At 72.0% G+C, this 14593-nt stretch carries 14 protein-coding genes; 5 read left to right on the plus strand and 9 right to left on the minus strand.

The window, feature by feature from the left end; genetic code table 11:
• Positions 1 to 112: 112 nt before the first annotated feature.
• The 4 genes from AMY39116_RS0316880 to AMY39116_RS0316895 are packed head-to-tail and all read right to left on the minus strand — an operon-like array spanning position 113 to position 6344.
• Positions 113 to 724, minus strand: coding sequence for an ATP/GTP-binding protein (locus AMY39116_RS0316880; RefSeq protein ID WP_017983797.1), 612 nt, complete (start codon positions 722 to 724; stop codon positions 113 to 115).
• Positions 705 to 1436 (minus strand): DUF742 domain-containing protein, encoded by a 732-nt coding sequence (locus AMY39116_RS46970; RefSeq protein WP_020418809.1) that lies wholly within the window; start codon positions 1434 to 1436, stop codon positions 705 to 707. The genes AMY39116_RS0316880 and AMY39116_RS46970 overlap by 20 nt, the downstream gene beginning before the upstream one ends.
• A gap of 7 nt (positions 1437 to 1443) precedes the next feature.
• On the minus strand, positions 1444 to 1884 hold the full coding sequence (locus tag AMY39116_RS0316890) for a roadblock/LC7 domain-containing protein (RefSeq protein WP_017983799.1): 441 nt from the start codon (positions 1882 to 1884) through the stop codon (positions 1444 to 1446).
• The gene (locus AMY39116_RS0316895) at positions 1881 to 6344 is read right to left on the minus strand and encodes a nitrate- and nitrite sensing domain-containing protein (RefSeq protein ID WP_027935989.1); all 4464 of its coding nucleotides are present in this window, start codon (positions 6342 to 6344) and stop codon (positions 1881 to 1883) included. The genes AMY39116_RS0316890 and AMY39116_RS0316895 overlap by 4 nt, the downstream gene beginning before the upstream one ends.
• 871 nt (positions 6345 to 7215) lie before the next feature.
• Here AMY39116_RS0316895 and AMY39116_RS0316900 point away from each other — a divergent pair.
• From AMY39116_RS0316900 to AMY39116_RS0316920, 5 genes are read left to right on the plus strand one after another with little or no spacing between them, the layout of a single operon-like run.
• A complete protein-coding gene (locus AMY39116_RS0316900) occupies positions 7216 to 7638 on the plus strand; it encodes a DUF485 domain-containing protein (RefSeq protein WP_020418811.1) in 423 nt (140 codons plus the stop codon).
• Between the two features lie 5 nt (positions 7639 to 7643).
• The gene (locus AMY39116_RS0316905; RefSeq protein ID WP_027935990.1) at positions 7644 to 9242 is read left to right on the plus strand and encodes a cation acetate symporter; all 1599 of its coding nucleotides are present in this window, start codon (positions 7644 to 7646) and stop codon (positions 9240 to 9242) included.
• A 12-nt stretch (positions 9243 to 9254) separates the two neighbouring features.
• Positions 9255 to 10403, plus strand: a complete 1149-nt coding sequence (locus AMY39116_RS0316910) for a type III PLP-dependent enzyme (RefSeq protein ID WP_020418813.1) — start codon at positions 9255 to 9257, stop codon at positions 10401 to 10403.
• Positions 10393 to 10773, plus strand: a complete 381-nt coding sequence (speD, locus tag AMY39116_RS0316915; RefSeq protein ID WP_020418814.1) for an adenosylmethionine decarboxylase — start codon at positions 10393 to 10395, stop codon at positions 10771 to 10773. The genes AMY39116_RS0316910 and speD overlap by 11 nt, the downstream gene beginning before the upstream one ends.
• Positions 10754 to 11617: a spermidine synthase gene (locus tag AMY39116_RS0316920; protein WP_027935991.1), complete on the plus strand. Its 864-nt coding sequence runs from the start codon at positions 10754 to 10756 to the stop codon at positions 11615 to 11617. Before speD ends, AMY39116_RS0316920 begins: the two co-directional genes overlap by 20 nt.
• Here the strand turns inward: AMY39116_RS0316920 and AMY39116_RS0316925 are convergent.
• From AMY39116_RS0316925 to AMY39116_RS46825, 5 genes are all read right to left on the minus strand, one after another.
• Positions 11583 to 11939 carry a DUF3817 domain-containing protein gene (locus tag AMY39116_RS0316925; protein WP_020418816.1) on the minus strand — a complete coding sequence of 119 codons (357 nt, stop codon included), beginning with the start codon at positions 11937 to 11939 and terminating at the stop codon, positions 11583 to 11585. The two genes, AMY39116_RS0316920 and AMY39116_RS0316925, sit on opposite strands and share 35 nt — an antisense overlap.
• 14 nt (positions 11940 to 11953) lie before the next feature.
• Positions 11954 to 12343, minus strand: a complete 390-nt coding sequence (locus AMY39116_RS0316930; protein WP_020418817.1) for a hypothetical protein — start codon at positions 12341 to 12343, stop codon at positions 11954 to 11956.
• Between the two features lie 23 nt (positions 12344 to 12366).
• Positions 12367 to 13263, minus strand: coding sequence for a murein transglycosylase (locus AMY39116_RS0316935; protein ID WP_020418818.1), 897 nt, complete (start codon positions 13261 to 13263; stop codon positions 12367 to 12369).
• 128 nt (positions 13264 to 13391) lie between these two features.
• The gene (locus AMY39116_RS0316940; protein ID WP_020418819.1) at positions 13392 to 13874 is read right to left on the minus strand and encodes a hypothetical protein; all 483 of its coding nucleotides are present in this window, start codon (positions 13872 to 13874) and stop codon (positions 13392 to 13394) included.
• A gap of 304 nt (positions 13875 to 14178) precedes the next feature.
• On the minus strand, positions 14179 to 14346 hold the full coding sequence (locus AMY39116_RS46825; protein WP_020418820.1) for a hypothetical protein: 168 nt from the start codon (positions 14344 to 14346) through the stop codon (positions 14179 to 14181).
• Positions 14347 to 14593: the final 247 nt, after the last annotated feature.

Consider the following 14593-nt stretch of genomic DNA (forward strand, 5'->3'; position numbering starts at 1 on the left):
CGACATCCACCGCAGAACCGTAACGATTCAGTAGGCGGGCAGCACGAAGCCTGCGTCGACCGGACGGGTGCCGGGCCCCGCCCCGGCACTTCCCCTGGCTACCGCGCCGGCGTCAGCGCGTGCCGGCGGCGCGCATCGCGATCCACTGCCGCATCGCGTACTCGACCAGCGTGATCAGCGTCTGCTTGGTCGACTCGCGGTCGCGGGCGTCGCAACGCACGATCGGGATGCTCTCGTCGATCGCCAGGGCCTCGCGCACGTCGCTCAGCTCGTGGTGGAGCTGACCGTCGAAGGTGTTGACGCCGATGATGTAGGGCAGCCTGCGGTCCTCGAAGAAGTCGACGGGCGCGAACGAGTCCGCCAGCCGCCGCGTGTCCGCGAGCACCACGGCGCCGATCGCGCCCTTCACCAGGTCGTCCCACATGAACCAGAACCGCTGCTGACCCGGCGTCCCGAACAGGTACAGGATCAGGTCGCTGTCCAGGGACACGCGGCCGAAGTCCATGGCCACGGTGGTGGTGGCCTTGTTGGGTGTCTGGTCGAGGTTGTCGATGCCGCGGCTCGCGTCGGTCATCATGGCCTCGGTGGTGAGCGGCACGATCTCCGAGACCGAGCCGACGAAGGTGGTCTTGCCGGCACCGAAGCCACCGGCCACCACGATCTTGGCCGAGGTCATGGTCTGCGGCGCGGTCTGCCGCGGTGCCTTAAAGCCGACGGAGTCCACTCAACACCCTTTCCATCAACATGAGATGCGCCTCGGCGTCGTCGTTGGTCGACATAGTGCGGTGCACGGTGACCAGCCCGGCATCGGCGGCATCGCTGATGAGGACTCTGGCCACGCCGATCGGGACCCGCAGCAGCGCTGCGATCTCCGCAACCGACCGCGGTGTCCGACATTCTTCCATGATCGAGCGGTGCTCGAACTGCACCGTCAGCGCTCCGGCGTCGAGCCGGGCGAGGACGGCGTCCTGGACGGAGATCAGCGTCTCCAGTTCCAGGGCGACCCGGGCCTTGGTGCGGCCGCCGGTGAGCGCGTACGGGCGCACCACGGCGGTCTCCTCGGCGGGGTGGATCTCGGGCTCCTCGCGCCGGAACGGCACGGGCCGCGACGGCTGGGCGGGCTGCACGGGTTCGAAGAACCCGCTGCCCGGCGAGGAGTCGAACAGGCTCGCCGGCCGGGCCGGGGGCTCCGGCTGGGGCGGCGGAGCGGGTGCCGGCTGCGGCTGTGGCGTCGGCGGTGGCGCGGGGGGCGCCTGCTCGGCCTGTGGTGTTTCGGGGGCTTCGGCCGTGTCGTTCCCGGGCTGCTGGTCGCGCTGCTTCTTGCGCTTCCGGCGGCCGCGCCCGGAGTCCAGGCTGAAGCTGTTCATCACGTCGGCGAACGTCGGCTCCGGTTCACCGCCGGACGTCGGGGAGCCACTCTCGGATCCCGTTGTCATGTCGGCATCATCCCACCGGTTCACCGATCAGGGGACCCGCGGCCCCCTGCAGCTGAGCCCGCAGTTCGGGGGTGAGGATCTGGCCCACCCGGTCGACCAGCATGGTCATCTCGTAGGCGACCTGGCCGATGTCGCAGTTCGGGGCGGCCAGGACCGCCAGGCAGGAGCCGTCGCTGATGGACATCAGGATCATGATCCCGAGCTCCATCTCCACGACGGTCTCGTTGACCGCACCGGCTTCGAAGCACCGCGCCGCGCCCTGGGTCAGGCTGACGAGCCCGGAGGCCACCGCGGCGAGCTGGTCGGCGCGGTCGAGCGGCAACCGGTTCGAAGCGGTCAGCAGCAGGCCGTCGGCCGAAACGACCACCGCGTGCGCCACGCCAGGCACACGCTCGGCGAAATCATTGACCAGCCATCCGAACTGGTTCTGTGGCTGCGGCGTGGTCATTCACCCTCCATGGTTCCTTGATCGGGGTCGGCGGACTGAGCGGTCCGGTGCCTTCCACGCTGAACACCTTGCTGGAAACTGCTCAGCCTGCCACGCACATCCTGCGGGTCACGACGTGTCCGCGGCGCCGGGGCGGGGGCCCCCGGGGCCAGTGCGCTGCCGGGCAGCAACTGCTCACCGCGGCGCCGCTTGGGCAGCCCGGCCGCGGTGAAGTTCGAGGGCGGCGACGAGGAGACGGTCTGCACCGCGGCCCAGCTCTCGTCCGACGCGAACGACCAGGCGCCGTCCCCGCCCGCCACGGCGTCGCCGCTTTGCGGCTGCTGGCCCTGCGCCTGCTGGCCCTGTGGCTGCCGGCTGTGCGGCTGCTGCGGCTCGGCCGGGGTGTCCGGCGCGGATCCCGGCCGCTGGAAGAGGCCGGTGCTCTCGCCGGTGCCGCCGGGCCGCTGGAAGAGGCCCGTGCCCTCGCTCTGGAAGAGCCCGGTGCCACTGTCCGTGCGGAGCTGCCGCTGGGGCAGGCCAGTGTCGGCGGACTTGGGCTGCCGCTGCGGCAGACCAGTGCCGGTTTCCGCTTGAGCCGAAGCCGGCTGCCGCTGCGGGAGGCCGGTTTCGGGGGGCTTGGGCTGCCGCTGGGGCAGACCGCTGCCGGTTTCGGCGGACTGCCGCTGAGGCAGAGCGGCATCACCCTGGGCCGAGACCGGCTGCTGCTGGGACAGGCCACTGTCGGTGGGCTTGGGCTGCCGCTGCGGCAGGCCGCTTCCCGGCTGCGCCTCGCCCCGCGAGGGGGCCTCGTCCTTGGGCTGCCGCTGCGGAAGGCCACTGTCGGACGGCTTGGGCTGCCGCTGCGGCAGGCCGCTTGCCGGCTGCGCCTCGCTGCGTGAGGCGGCGTCCTTGGGCTGCCGCTGGGGCAGGCCCGGCTCGGTCCCTTCCGCAGTCTTCGGCTGGGACTCGGCCTGGGCTGCGGGCTCCTTCGACTGAGCGCGCTCGGTCTCCGAGGCCTGCGAGGCTTCCTTCGGCTGGCGCCGCGGCAAGCCGCTGTCGGTCGCTCCCGCCGCCTTCGGCTCGCGCTGGGGCAGGCCAGCCTCCGTCGAAACCGCGGGCTTCGGCTCGCGCTGGGGCGAGTCGCCGGCCGACTGCGGCTCCGCGGCCTTCGGCTGGCGGCGCGGCAGGCCGTTGTCCGCTGTTTCGGGCTGGCTGGGCTTCGCGCCTTCCGTGGCCGAGCCGCCGGCGGCCTTCGGCTCCCGCTGGGGCAGGCCGGCGTCCGTCGGCCCGGCCGCCTTCGACTCGCGGCGCGGCAAGCCGGCCTCCGTCGAACCCGCCGCCTTCGACTCGCGCTGGGGCAGGCCGGCGTCCGTGGGCTTCGCAGCCTTCGGCTCGCGGCGGGGCAGGCCGGTCTCCGGCGTGGCGGCCGCGGGCTGGGCGCTGTCCGCGGCGCCGGGCTTCGGGCGGCGCTGGGGCAGGCCGCTGTCCAGCTGGGGAGCCTCCGCCGACGGGCGCGGCTTCCGCTCCGCCGCCGCATCCGGGGCAGCAGCGCCGGGGCGCGGGTCCTTCGCTGAATCCGGGGCAGCCGCCCCCGGGCGCGGCTGCCGGCGCGGCAGCCCACCCGGCGACGCCTCGGCCACCGACGAGGCCTCGCTCCCGGTAGTCGGTGCGGTGCTCTGCGCGCTGGCAGCGCTTTCCGGCACCCCAGCGCCTTCGGGCTGGTCGCGCTTCGCGTGGCGGGCCCTGTTCACGCCGCGCTGGAAGCTGCTCAGCCTGCCCCGCACGTCCGCCGGGTCGCGGACCGGGATCTCGCGCTGCGGGTTCGGCGCCGGGGTCTCCGCCGCGGCGCTGCCGGGCAGCAGCTGCTCGCCACGGCGGCGCTTCGGCAGGCCCGCATCGGTGAAGGTCTTCGGCTCCACCTGGGACGCCGCCTGGACCGCGCGCCAGTTCTCGTCGACCGCGAAGTCCCAGCCGCTGGCCGCCTTGTCGCCCGAAGCGCCCGCCTTGTCCGAAGTGGACTCGGCCGTCTTCGAGGAGGCGGCGGGCGGGTCGTCGCTGCGGAACCAGGCCGACAGGGTCTCGTCGAAGATCGGCGTCGTCTCGCGGCGCGACGGCGGCGGCGTCGCGGGCTTCGGCTCGTTCGCCGCCGAGCTCCACCACTCCGACAGCGGGCTGCTGTTCGCCGTGAACAACGCCTTGCCGCTGGGCAGCTCACCCGGCGCGGGCTCCGGCTCCGGCTCGGCGGGCGCCTCGGCGGCCGGGGCGGGCGCGGGTGCGGGCGGCGCCGCAGGCTCCTCCCCCTCCGCCGGAATCGGCGTGAACAACGCGGTACCCGAGATCTCCAGGTCCGACGGCGGCCGCGGCGGCAGCACACCGGAGTGCCCGTTCTGCGTCCAGGACGGGCTGCTGGCCCCGTCACCCGGCGTCTGGCCGAAGTTCGCCAGCGCCTCCGGCCGCCCGGCGCCGTTGACCGTGCGCCGCCGCGGCAGCGCGGTCGACGGGTCCGGCCGGGCCGGGGCAGGCGCGGGCAGGTCCATCACCAGGTCCGCGGGCACCGTGACGGTGGCCCGCACACCCACGATGTCCTTGCCGCCGTGCAGGACCACGCCGATGTCGTGACGCCCGGCGAGGCGGCCGACCACGAACAGGCCCATGCGGCGCGAGGTCGCAAGGTCGACCGTGCCGGCCTCGGTCAGCCGGGCGTTGGCCTCGGCGACCTCGGCCTCGTTCATGCCGATGCCCTGGTCGATGATGTCGATGACCAGGCCGCCGTGGTCGGCGGCGCGGGTCGTCACCGTCACCTGGGTCTCCGGCGCGGAGAACGCGGTCGCGTTGTCCAGCAGCTCCGCGACCAGGCGCATCAGGTCGCTCGCCGCGAAGCCCACGATGCGGGCCTCCGGCGGCGTCTGCACGACGACGCGCTGGTACTGCTCGATCTCCGACACCGCGGCGCGCAGCACGTCGGAGGTGGTGACCGGCTGGCCGGAGCGGCGGCCCGGCTCGGCGCCGGAGAGCACCATCAGGTTCTCGTTGTTGCGCCGCATGCGGGTCGCGAGGTGGTCGAGCTGGAACAGGGTCGCCAGCTGGTCGGCGTCCTCCTCGTCCCGCTCCAGCCGCTCGATCAGCTGCAGCTGCCGCTGCACGAGGCTCTGGCTGCGGCGCGAGAGGTTGACGAACACGCTGCTGTAGCCGGTGCGCATGTTGGCCTGCTCGACCGCGAGGCGCAGCGCCTGGCTGTGCACCGCGTCGAAGGCCTTGGCCACCTCGCCGATCTCGTCGGTGGTGCCGACCGACAACGGCTGCACGTCGGTGCTCTGCTCCCGGCCCTCCTGGATGTTCTGCACCGCGGCGGGCAGCTGCCGGTCGGCGACGTCCAGTGCGCCCGCGCGCAGCATCCGCAGCGACTGCAGCAGCTGGCGGGTGATGAGGATGACGACCGCGGCGGTGACCACGAGCGCGAGGAACAGCAGCACCGCGAGCAGACCCGCGTCCGTGCCCGCGCTGTCCGCGAGGTCCGCGGAGGTGGTCGTGAGCTCGTCGCCCAGGCTGTCGCTCACGGTGTTCAACGCGGCGATCACCGACGCCGACACAGCGGTCCACTGCTGGGCCGAGATGCCGCGCAGCGCGCTGGGCACCGACGCGCCCTCCGCCGCGAGCACGCCGTTCACCAGGCGGCTGCGGGTGTTGAAGTCCTGCCCCATCACGGAGCGGTCGAACTGGGCCTCCTGGGCGGAGCTGGCCGCGGCCCGGAAGTCGGCGAGCCGGTCGGTCAGCCGCAGCTCCGCCGTGCGCAGGTCGTTGAGCTGGCTCGGGGTGAGGTTGCCGCGCGCGATGCCGTAGCCGAGCAGCGACTGCGCGGTGGACGCCTCCTCCTTCACCACCAGCACGTCGTGCAACGCGCTCGGCGTGCCGCCGATGGCGTCGTCGCCGATGCCGGCGACCAGCGCGGTGTCCAGCCCGATCAGCGACTCGGTCATCTCGCTGTAGGCGGCCAGCGCCTGCACCGCGTCGAGGCGGCCCTCCGCGACCTGGCGGCGGACCTCGGGGAGCCGTCCCACGGCGGCCTGCGCGGCTTCGCCGGGCGCGCGGACACCGTCGTCGGCGTCGGCGGCGTGCCCGGTGGCGCTGCTGACCGGCCCGGTCGCCTCGTCCACCAGCCTGCGGGCGGCGTCCAGCTGCGGGGAGCTGCCGACCGTGCCCTGCGTCAGCAGCGCCGCGGTCTCGGTGCGCTCCTGCTGCAGCGCGTCAACGAGCGTGCGGACCGTGCCGTTGAGCTCGACCAGCCGGTTCATCCGCTCGTAGTTGCCGGAGCGTTCGACCTGGTTGCCGATCGTGATCCCGCCCAGCACCAGGGCGACCACGATGGGCACCAGCGACACGGCGGCGAGCTTGGCGGAGAGCCGCCAGTCCCGCCAGCGCGTGAGCGTGGCCCACTTCGACGGCTCCTTCGGTTGCTGGCCGAGGAGCTGTCCCACAGGCACTTGGCCCTGTCCTGCAACGGTCACGAAGGTGACTCCCTGTCCGGCGTCTGCTGTGCGTGGTGGGCCGGACCCGTGCCGGAGCGCACGGCGACGGCACCGCGTGGCCTCAACCGCATGGCTCTCCTCATCACGGGTGGAACTTCGTCGCTTCTCCTGCAGCCCCAGCCGACGGCGCTGTCCCGGCCGCCCGCCGTCCCGCCGGACCGGCCCGGCGCCGTTGCCGGTGCATCATGCGGTGTGCACGATGCCGCGCACAACACCGGTTTACGCTCGGTCACAGCGAGTCAGCGTGGCCCCGGAAGCGTACACCAAACGGGCTCAGCCGAAGCCCGCCGAATCCGGGGGTGCTGACCTGCGGAAATACCGCTGGTGACAAGGGGTTTACGCGAAATGCCTTGTCAGGGCAGCACAAGCGGGGTGCGTGGTTACGGCAGGGCACCCCCACACCGTGGACCTGTCACCCACTTAGCCCAGAGTTTACTGGGATGAATCGGAAAATCCGCACCGACCGTGCGAACGCGCTGTGGCGGCGCGGCCTAATACCGCCCGATCTTGTGGCTTTCGCTGTGATGTGGATTTCTGCCCGGTCACCGCCGTTGGCCAGCGTTTTCCCACCACCGCCGCGGTGTTGCGCGTCTTGACGCCCCTCACCCCTTCCAGGGACGGCACCCCGCGCCACTTCACAGCCGGTTACGTGCTTCGGCGGAATCCCGCCCGCCTTTCGCCCGATCAGCGGATTAACCCGTCCGGGTGGCGCAGACCCGCTTCACTCTGAAGAGGTCCTCCGCTGTCGGAGGCGCAGGTCGCCGTGGCTAGCATGTGCGCTCCCGAAGGATTTTCGCCGACTTCGCTCGCTCGCCGGGAGGCAGAGATGCAGAACGTCGCCCGCACCGCTGCGCGCAACCCCGTGGAGGACACGGGACAGATGCGGCCGCTGTTCGGCAGCAGCAGCCCGACCACCCCCGAGCCACCCGGCCCGCGCCGCCGGACGGGCCCCGACTTCGTCGCGATCCAGCGCAGCGAGGAGTTCACCGCGCTGCGCAGCCGGTTCCGCCGCTTCGTGTTCCCGATGAGCCTGGCGTTCGTGCTCTGGTACCTCCTCTACGTGCTGCTCGCCGCGTACGCGCACGACTTCATGAGCATCAAGGTGTTCGGCGAGGTCAACGTCGGGATCGTCCTCGGGATCCTCCAGTTCGTCTCGACCGCCGCGATCACGGCCGCCTACCTGCGGTTCGCGCGGCGCCGGATCGACCCCGAGGTGGACGAGGTCCGCCGCCAGGCAGGAGTGCAGTGACCCCGATGAACCACCTTCTCGCCGCAGGCGGTGCGACCGCGGCCAGCAACCCGGTCGTGAACATCGCCGTCTTCGCGCTCTTCGTCGCCATCACGCTGTTCGTCGTGTACCGCGTGAGCAGCCGGAACTCCTCGCGCTCCGACTACTACGCCGCGGGCAGCGCGTTCACCGGGCGGCAGAACGGCATCGCGTTGTCCGGTGACTTCCTGTCGGCCGCGTCGTTCCTCGGCATCGCGGGCGCGATCGCCGTGCACGGCTACGACGGGTTCCTCTACTCGATCGGCTTCCTGGTCGCCTGGCTGGTCGACCTGCTGCTCATCGCGGAGCTGCTGCGCAACACCGGCCGCTTCACCATGGGCGACGTGCTGAGCTTCCGGATGAAGCAGCGCCCGGTGCGCGCCGCCGCCGCGACGTCGACGCTGGTCATCTCGCTGTTCTACATGCTGGCCCAGATGGCGGGCGCCGGCGGTCTGATCGCGCTGCTGCTGAACATCCACGGCGGGCTCGGCCAGGCCCTGATCATCGCCGTGGTCGGCATCGTCATGGTGCTGTACGTGCTGGTCGGCGGCATGAAGGGCACGACGTACGTCCAGATCATCAAGGCCACCATCCTGATCCTGTCCGCGGTGCTGATGACCGTGTTCCTGTTCGGCAAGTTCGGCTTCAGCCTGTCGAACCTGCTCTCGCAGGCGGCCTACCACAGCCCGATGGGCGGGAAGCTGCTCGAGCCGGGCGGCCAGTACGGCGCGAACGGCACCACGAAGCTGGACTTCGTGTCGCTGGCCGTCGCGCTGATCCTGGGCGCGGCCGCGCTGCCGCACGTGCTGATGCGCTTCTACACGGTGCCGAACTCGCACGAAGCGCGCCGCTCGGTCGTGTGGGCCACCGCCTGCATGTTCGTGTTCTACCTGTGCACCCTGGTCATCGGCTTCGGCGCGGCCGCGCTGGTCGGCACGGACCAGATCAAGGCCGCGCCCGGTGGCGAGAACTCCGCGGCGCCGCTGCTGGCGCTGCACATCGGCGGCACGCTGCTGCTGGGCATCATCGCGGCGGTCGCGTTCGCCACGATCCTGGCGGTGGTGGCCGGCCTGACGCTGACCGCGTCGGCGTCCTTCGCCCACGACGTGTACGCCAACATCTTCAAGCGCGGCCACGCCGACCCGGTCGACGAGGTGCGGGTGGCGCGTTTCACCGCGATCGGGATCGGGGTGCTGGCGATCATCGGCGGCATCCTCGCCAACGGGCAGAACATCGCGTTCCTGGTCGCGCTGGCGTTCGCGGTCGCGGCCTCGGCGAACCTGTCGACGCTGCTGTACTCCCTGTTCTGGAAGCGGTTCAACACCACCGGCACGCTGTGGGCCATCTACGGCGGGCTCGGCGCGTGCCTGGTGCTGGTGATCTTCTCGCCGGTGGTGTCCGGTTCGCCGGACTCGATCATCAAGGGCGTGGACTTCCACTGGTTCCCGCTGAAGAACCCGGGCCTGGTGTCGATCCCGTTCTCGTTCCTGTGCGGCTTCCTCGGCACGATCCTGGCCAAGGACAAGGCCGACCCGCGCAAGCACGCCGAGATGGAGGTCCGTTCGCTGACCGGGATCGGCTCCTGAGACGCTTCACGGGTGAGCGTTGAGCGGATCAGGCGGTTCCTGAGCGAAGCAGGCCCCGGCACGCCGTGCCTGGTCGTGGACACGGACACGGTCGCCGAACGCGTGCGGGAGTTCGTCCGCGAGTTCCCGCGCGCGTGTCTGCGTTACGCGGTCAAAGCCAACCCCGAGCCCGCGGTGCTGCGGGCCGTGCTCGGCGCGGGCGGCGGGTTCGACGTCGCGAGCCCGGCGGAGATCGAGGCGTGCCTGGCGGCCGGTGCGGAGCCGGCGGCGCTGTCCTACGGGAACACGATCAAGAAGCCGGCCGACATCGCGTTCGCGTGGGCGCGCGGGGTGCGTGACTTCACCACCGACGCCCCCGGTGACCTGGCCGCGCTGGCCGAGCACGCGCCGGGCGCGTCGGTGTCGGTGCGGGTACTGGTGGACGGCCCGGCTTCGGCCACGCCGTTCGGGCAGAAGTTCGGCTGCGAGCCGGACCGGGCCGCCGACCTGCTCGCCGAGGCGGACCGGCTGGGCCTGGACGCGGCCGGGATCGCGTTCCATGTCGGATCGCAGCAGCCGGACCCGGGTGCGTGGGAGGCCGGCGTCGCCGCGGCCGCGAAGATCTTCGCCGACTGCGCGGCCCGCGGGGTGCGGCCGCGGCGGCTGAACATCGGCGGCGGGTTCGGCATCACCTACCGCGAAGCAGTGCCGTCGCTCGCCGGGTACGCCGGGGCGATCCGGTCCGCGGTGGCCGCGTACTTCCCGGACGAGCCGGAGGTGCTGCTCGAACCCGGCCGGGCCGTGGTCGCCGAGGCCGGGCTGATCCGCACCGAGGTGGTGCTGGTGGCCACCCGGTTCGGACGGCGCTGGGTCTACCTCGACGTCGGCCGGTACAACGGGCTCGCCGAGACCGAGAACGAGGCCATCCCCTACCGGCTGGAACCGGTGGACCGCGGCGGTGAGCGGGGTCCCGTCGTGCTCGCCGGCCCGACGTGCGACGGTGACGACGTGCTGTACCAACGGACCCCGTACGAGCTGCCGCTGTCGCTGCGCGCCGGTGACCGGATCGACATCCTCGACGCCGGCGCGTACACGGCGAGCTATTCGTCGGTGGCGTTCAACGGGATCCCGCCCCTGCGCACCTACTGCCTGGAAGGAGGCGTGCTCGCCGATGGCGCGTGAGATCGGCGCGTTCGCCGGACGGCACGTCCTCGCCGAGCTGCGGGGCATCGCCCCCGGCCTGCTGGACGATCCGGCGTTCCTGCGTGAGGCGTTGCGGTCCGCGGTGACCGAGGCCGGGGCGACGGTCCGCGAGGTGGTCGGCCACCGGTTCGAGCCGCAGGGCGTGACCGTGCTGGCGCTGCTGGCCGAGTCGCACGCCTCGGTGCACACCTATCCGGAGATCGGCGCGGTGTTCGCGGACGTGTTCACCTGCGGGGACCAGGCGGACCCGGTGCTCGCGGTGCGGCTGCTGTCCGCCGCGCTGGGCGCCGCGGACGTGGAGATGTCGGTCGTCGAGCGCGGGGAGAAGCATGTCACGGCAGATCGTTGAGCCCCTCGGCCCCGGGTTGTCGCGGGTGTGGGACGTGTCCGAGGTGCTGTTCGACGAGCACACCGGCTTCCAGCGCCTGCTGATCGGCCGCACCGCGCAGGGCGTGTCCCTGTTCTGCGACGACGAGCGGCAGAGCACCGAGGAGAGCCAGCTCGTCTACCACGAGGCGCTGATGGTGCCCGCGATGCTGCTGGCCGCCGAGTTGCGCCGGGCGCTGATCATCGGGTCGAGCGAGGGCGTGGCGAGCCAGCTGGCCGTGGCGTTCGGCGCTGAGCAGGTCGACCACGTCGACATCGACCGGGTCGCGGTCCGGACGTGCGCGGAGCTGCTCCCCTACGGCTACACGCTCGACGAACTGGCAGCCGCCGAGCGTGGCGACGGACCGATCCGGGTGCACTACCAGGACGGGTTCTCGTTCGCCGAGTCGTCGCCGGGCGGGTACGACCTGGTGGTGATCGACCTGCCGGACGAGAACACCGACCCGGCGGCGCAGCACAACCGGCTCTACGGCGCGGACTTCCTGCGGCAGTGCGTCAAGCTGCTCGCGCCCGGCGGCGTGGTGTGCTGCCAGGGCGGCTGCCCGACGCTGTGGCGCAACGACACGCTGCGGGTGGCGTGGGCGCGGTTCCGGGAGGTCTTCGCCACGCCGGTGTACTTCGGCTCGGACGAGCACGAGTGGGCGTTCCTGTCCGGCCGGACAGACGAGGTGGCCGACCCGGTGGGCGAGATGGTCGCCCGGCTGGACGGCTTCCGGCCGGCGACCCTGGACGCGGACACCCTGCGCGGGTCGACCGTCGTGCCCTACTCGCTCAGAGCTTGCGACCCGCCTGGACGCGGTGCGTGACCGAGCGCTCCGCGACGAACGACAGGAACGGGATGGTGCCCGCGAGCAGCACCAGGATGGTGCCCTTGATCGACCACCGCGCCTTGAGCGCCAGGTCGACCGCGAACACCAGGTAGACCATGTAGAAGACGCCGTGGCTGACGCCGGCCCAGCTCATCATGCCGGGCGAGTCGAACGCGTACTTCAGGATGAACGCCGCCGTCAGCAGCAGCAGCGCGACACCGGTGACGTAGGCCAGCACGCGGTAGCGCAGCAGCGGCCCCCGCAGGGCCGGCGCGGCCTTCGCGGCCGGGGCGCCTTCGCGTTCGTCGGTGTCCACCATCGCAGTCTGCCTTTCTAGCTCTCGCGCTGGTCACGAGCGTGCAGCTCGGCCAGGTAGCGGTTGTACGCGGCGAGCTCGGGGTCCTCGTCGTCGGCCGAAGCCCGGCGCACCCGCGGCGCGGGCACCTCGCTCACCGGCTTGCGGCCCCACTCGGCACGCGACTCCTCCGGCGCGGCGTCCTCCGCGGCCGCCTCGCGGCGCAGCTTCCAGATCCGCCACACCATGAACGCCGGGAACACGCCGAACAGCGGCCACTGCAGCACGTAACCGAGGTTCTGGAACGAGCCGCTCGCCGATTCGAACCGGTTCCACTGCCACCAGGCCAGCCCGCAGCAGACCGCGAACGCGGCGACGCACAGGACGCCGATCGCGATCCGGCGCGGCGTGAACAGACCCGTGGGCACCCCACGACGCTAGCACCCGCGGGTCAGGAGACCTTGACGACCTGGGCGGCCTTGGCGTAGGCGTCGGCGAGGCCGAACACCTTCTGCCCGTAGTCGACCGAGTTGTTGTACGACAGGATTCCCGCCCACCAGCCGTTCGCGCTGGCCATGTCGCGGCCGCCGACGCACAGGTACTTGGCCGCGGCGAGCGCGGCGGCGTCGATCTGCTGCGGGTTGTAGCCGCCGCCGTAGCGGGCCCAGGTGCTGGGCAGGAACTGCATCGGCCCGACCGCCCGGTCGTACACCGGGTCGCCGTCGAAGCGGCCGCCGTCGCTGTCGCCGATCGCCCTGATGCCGGGCGACCCGTCCAGCGGGACGCCGATGATCGCCTTCGACGGCAGCCCGTTGGCCTGCAGCACCGCGCCGCCGTACTGGCCGTGGTTGGACTCGACCCGGCCGATGCCGGCGAGCGTGGCCCAGGACAGCCGGCACTTCGGCTGCGCGGCCCGCATCTCCAGCTCGGCGTTGCCGTAGGCGACGAGCGCGCGGGCCGGGATGCCGGTGACGTCGGAGACCTTGGCCGCCCACTGGGAAAGCAGGTCGCCGCCGCCGGACTGCTGTTGCTGCTGGGGTTGCTGCTGCGGCTGGGTCTGCGCCGCGGGGGTGCCCTCGACGGTCGCGTTGACCGGGGCCGCCGAACCGGGCGCGACCTGTGCCGCCGCGTTGTCCAGGTCCGGGATCTCGGTGGTGGTCTCGGTGCGGTCGGGCCGGGTGACCGCGCTGGTCGCCCAGACCCCGCCGACCGCCGCGGCCAGCACCACCACCACGACCGCGAGCCTGCCGAGCACCGCCGGCGCGGCCCGCCTGCCGGCGGGCTGCGCCACGGCTTCCTCCTCGGTGGACACGTCCGCAGGGTCGTGCTCGATCTGCTCCGTGTCCAAGAACCTTGCCTCCCACCGACGTCCGCACGCTCCCGCGCGCCGACGATAGGTGCGCCGGTGTCAAGCGAGCGCTAAAGCCTCACCTGACCAACGAGGCCGCGTTTCCTGACGTTACGCGACCTCGACGGTCAGCTGGCGCGCTGCTGGCGGGCGAGGCGGGCGACGCACCAGGCCGGGGCGCTGCCGCGGCGCAGGTGCTGCAGGACCGTCATCGGGCCGAGACGGCGGGACAGGTCGGACGGCCTGAGGCCGGCGGACCGGTAGTCCAGCGCGCGCTGGTCGAGCGGGCTGATGCCGGCGTCCCACCAGGCCTTGGCCTCTTCGATGTCGCCGACCATCTGCCACCAGCCGGCCGCGGCGACCAGCAGGTCGACCGGCACCTCGGGCAGGCGTTCCTGCATCGCGTCCAGGTAGTCCGGGTCGGCCGACTCCACCGGCTTCCACGTGCGGGTGCCGGTGCGGGCCCGCTGGCCGGGAATCCCTGGTGGTTGCTGCGGCAGTTCGGCGAGCCAGGCGGAGGCGATCCGGTCGGCCTCCATCTCCTCCGGCGTGCGCTCGAGCTCGGACGCCCACTGGGCAATCACCGCATCCACCCCGGGATCTCCGGTCATCCCTGCCTCCTCGTGCCCCACTGAAAGCCACCATCGAACGGCGATGATCGAAGCGATTGACCGTTTCGCCGGCGAGAACCGGCTGGTCACGCAATGTGAGCACCGTAGGGGGAATTCGGGCCGTCGCGCCAGAGGTTCCGGGCAAGGAATTCAGCGACCAGCGCGTTAATCACCCCAATCCACCCGGATGGTCGAACAGCGCCCCTCAGATGCCAAGATTGGTGACTTTCCGTAGCTGACGGCGAGACGCGCACGGCCACGGCCGGCACCGCGGGAGGCGGTGCCGGCCGTGGCCGGAGTGGGGTCAGGAGAAGAGGCTGCGGACGAACGTCACGATGGCTTCGGCGCCGTCCCGGAGCCAGCCCAGCGCGCTGCGCACCACCTCTGCGGACTCGGTCGGACGCGTGATCAGGAAGAACAGCACGAGCGCGACGACAGCCACGATGACGATCTTCTTGGTGTTCGCCGACATGGCCGTGTTCCCCTCGCTGCACTGGGCCCGCGGCGCGCCGCGGGCCTGGTTCCCCCGATCAACGGCAATCCTGCCGTCACCGGGACGTTTTCGACACCCCTTCACACGGATGGCTGGACGCTGTGACGCTGCGTGCCCAGCCGGGACTTGTGACCACTCTAAACGATCTGTCGCACGCGCGTCAGGAGGCGATCACCTGCGCGCCGCCCACCTTGCCGGTACCCCGTTGCGGGGAAAGGAATCGCGG

Source organism: Amycolatopsis sp. ATCC 39116, from assembly GCF_000231075.2.
Classification (GTDB): Bacteria; Actinomycetota; Actinomycetes; order Mycobacteriales; family Pseudonocardiaceae; genus Amycolatopsis_E; species Amycolatopsis_E tucumanensis.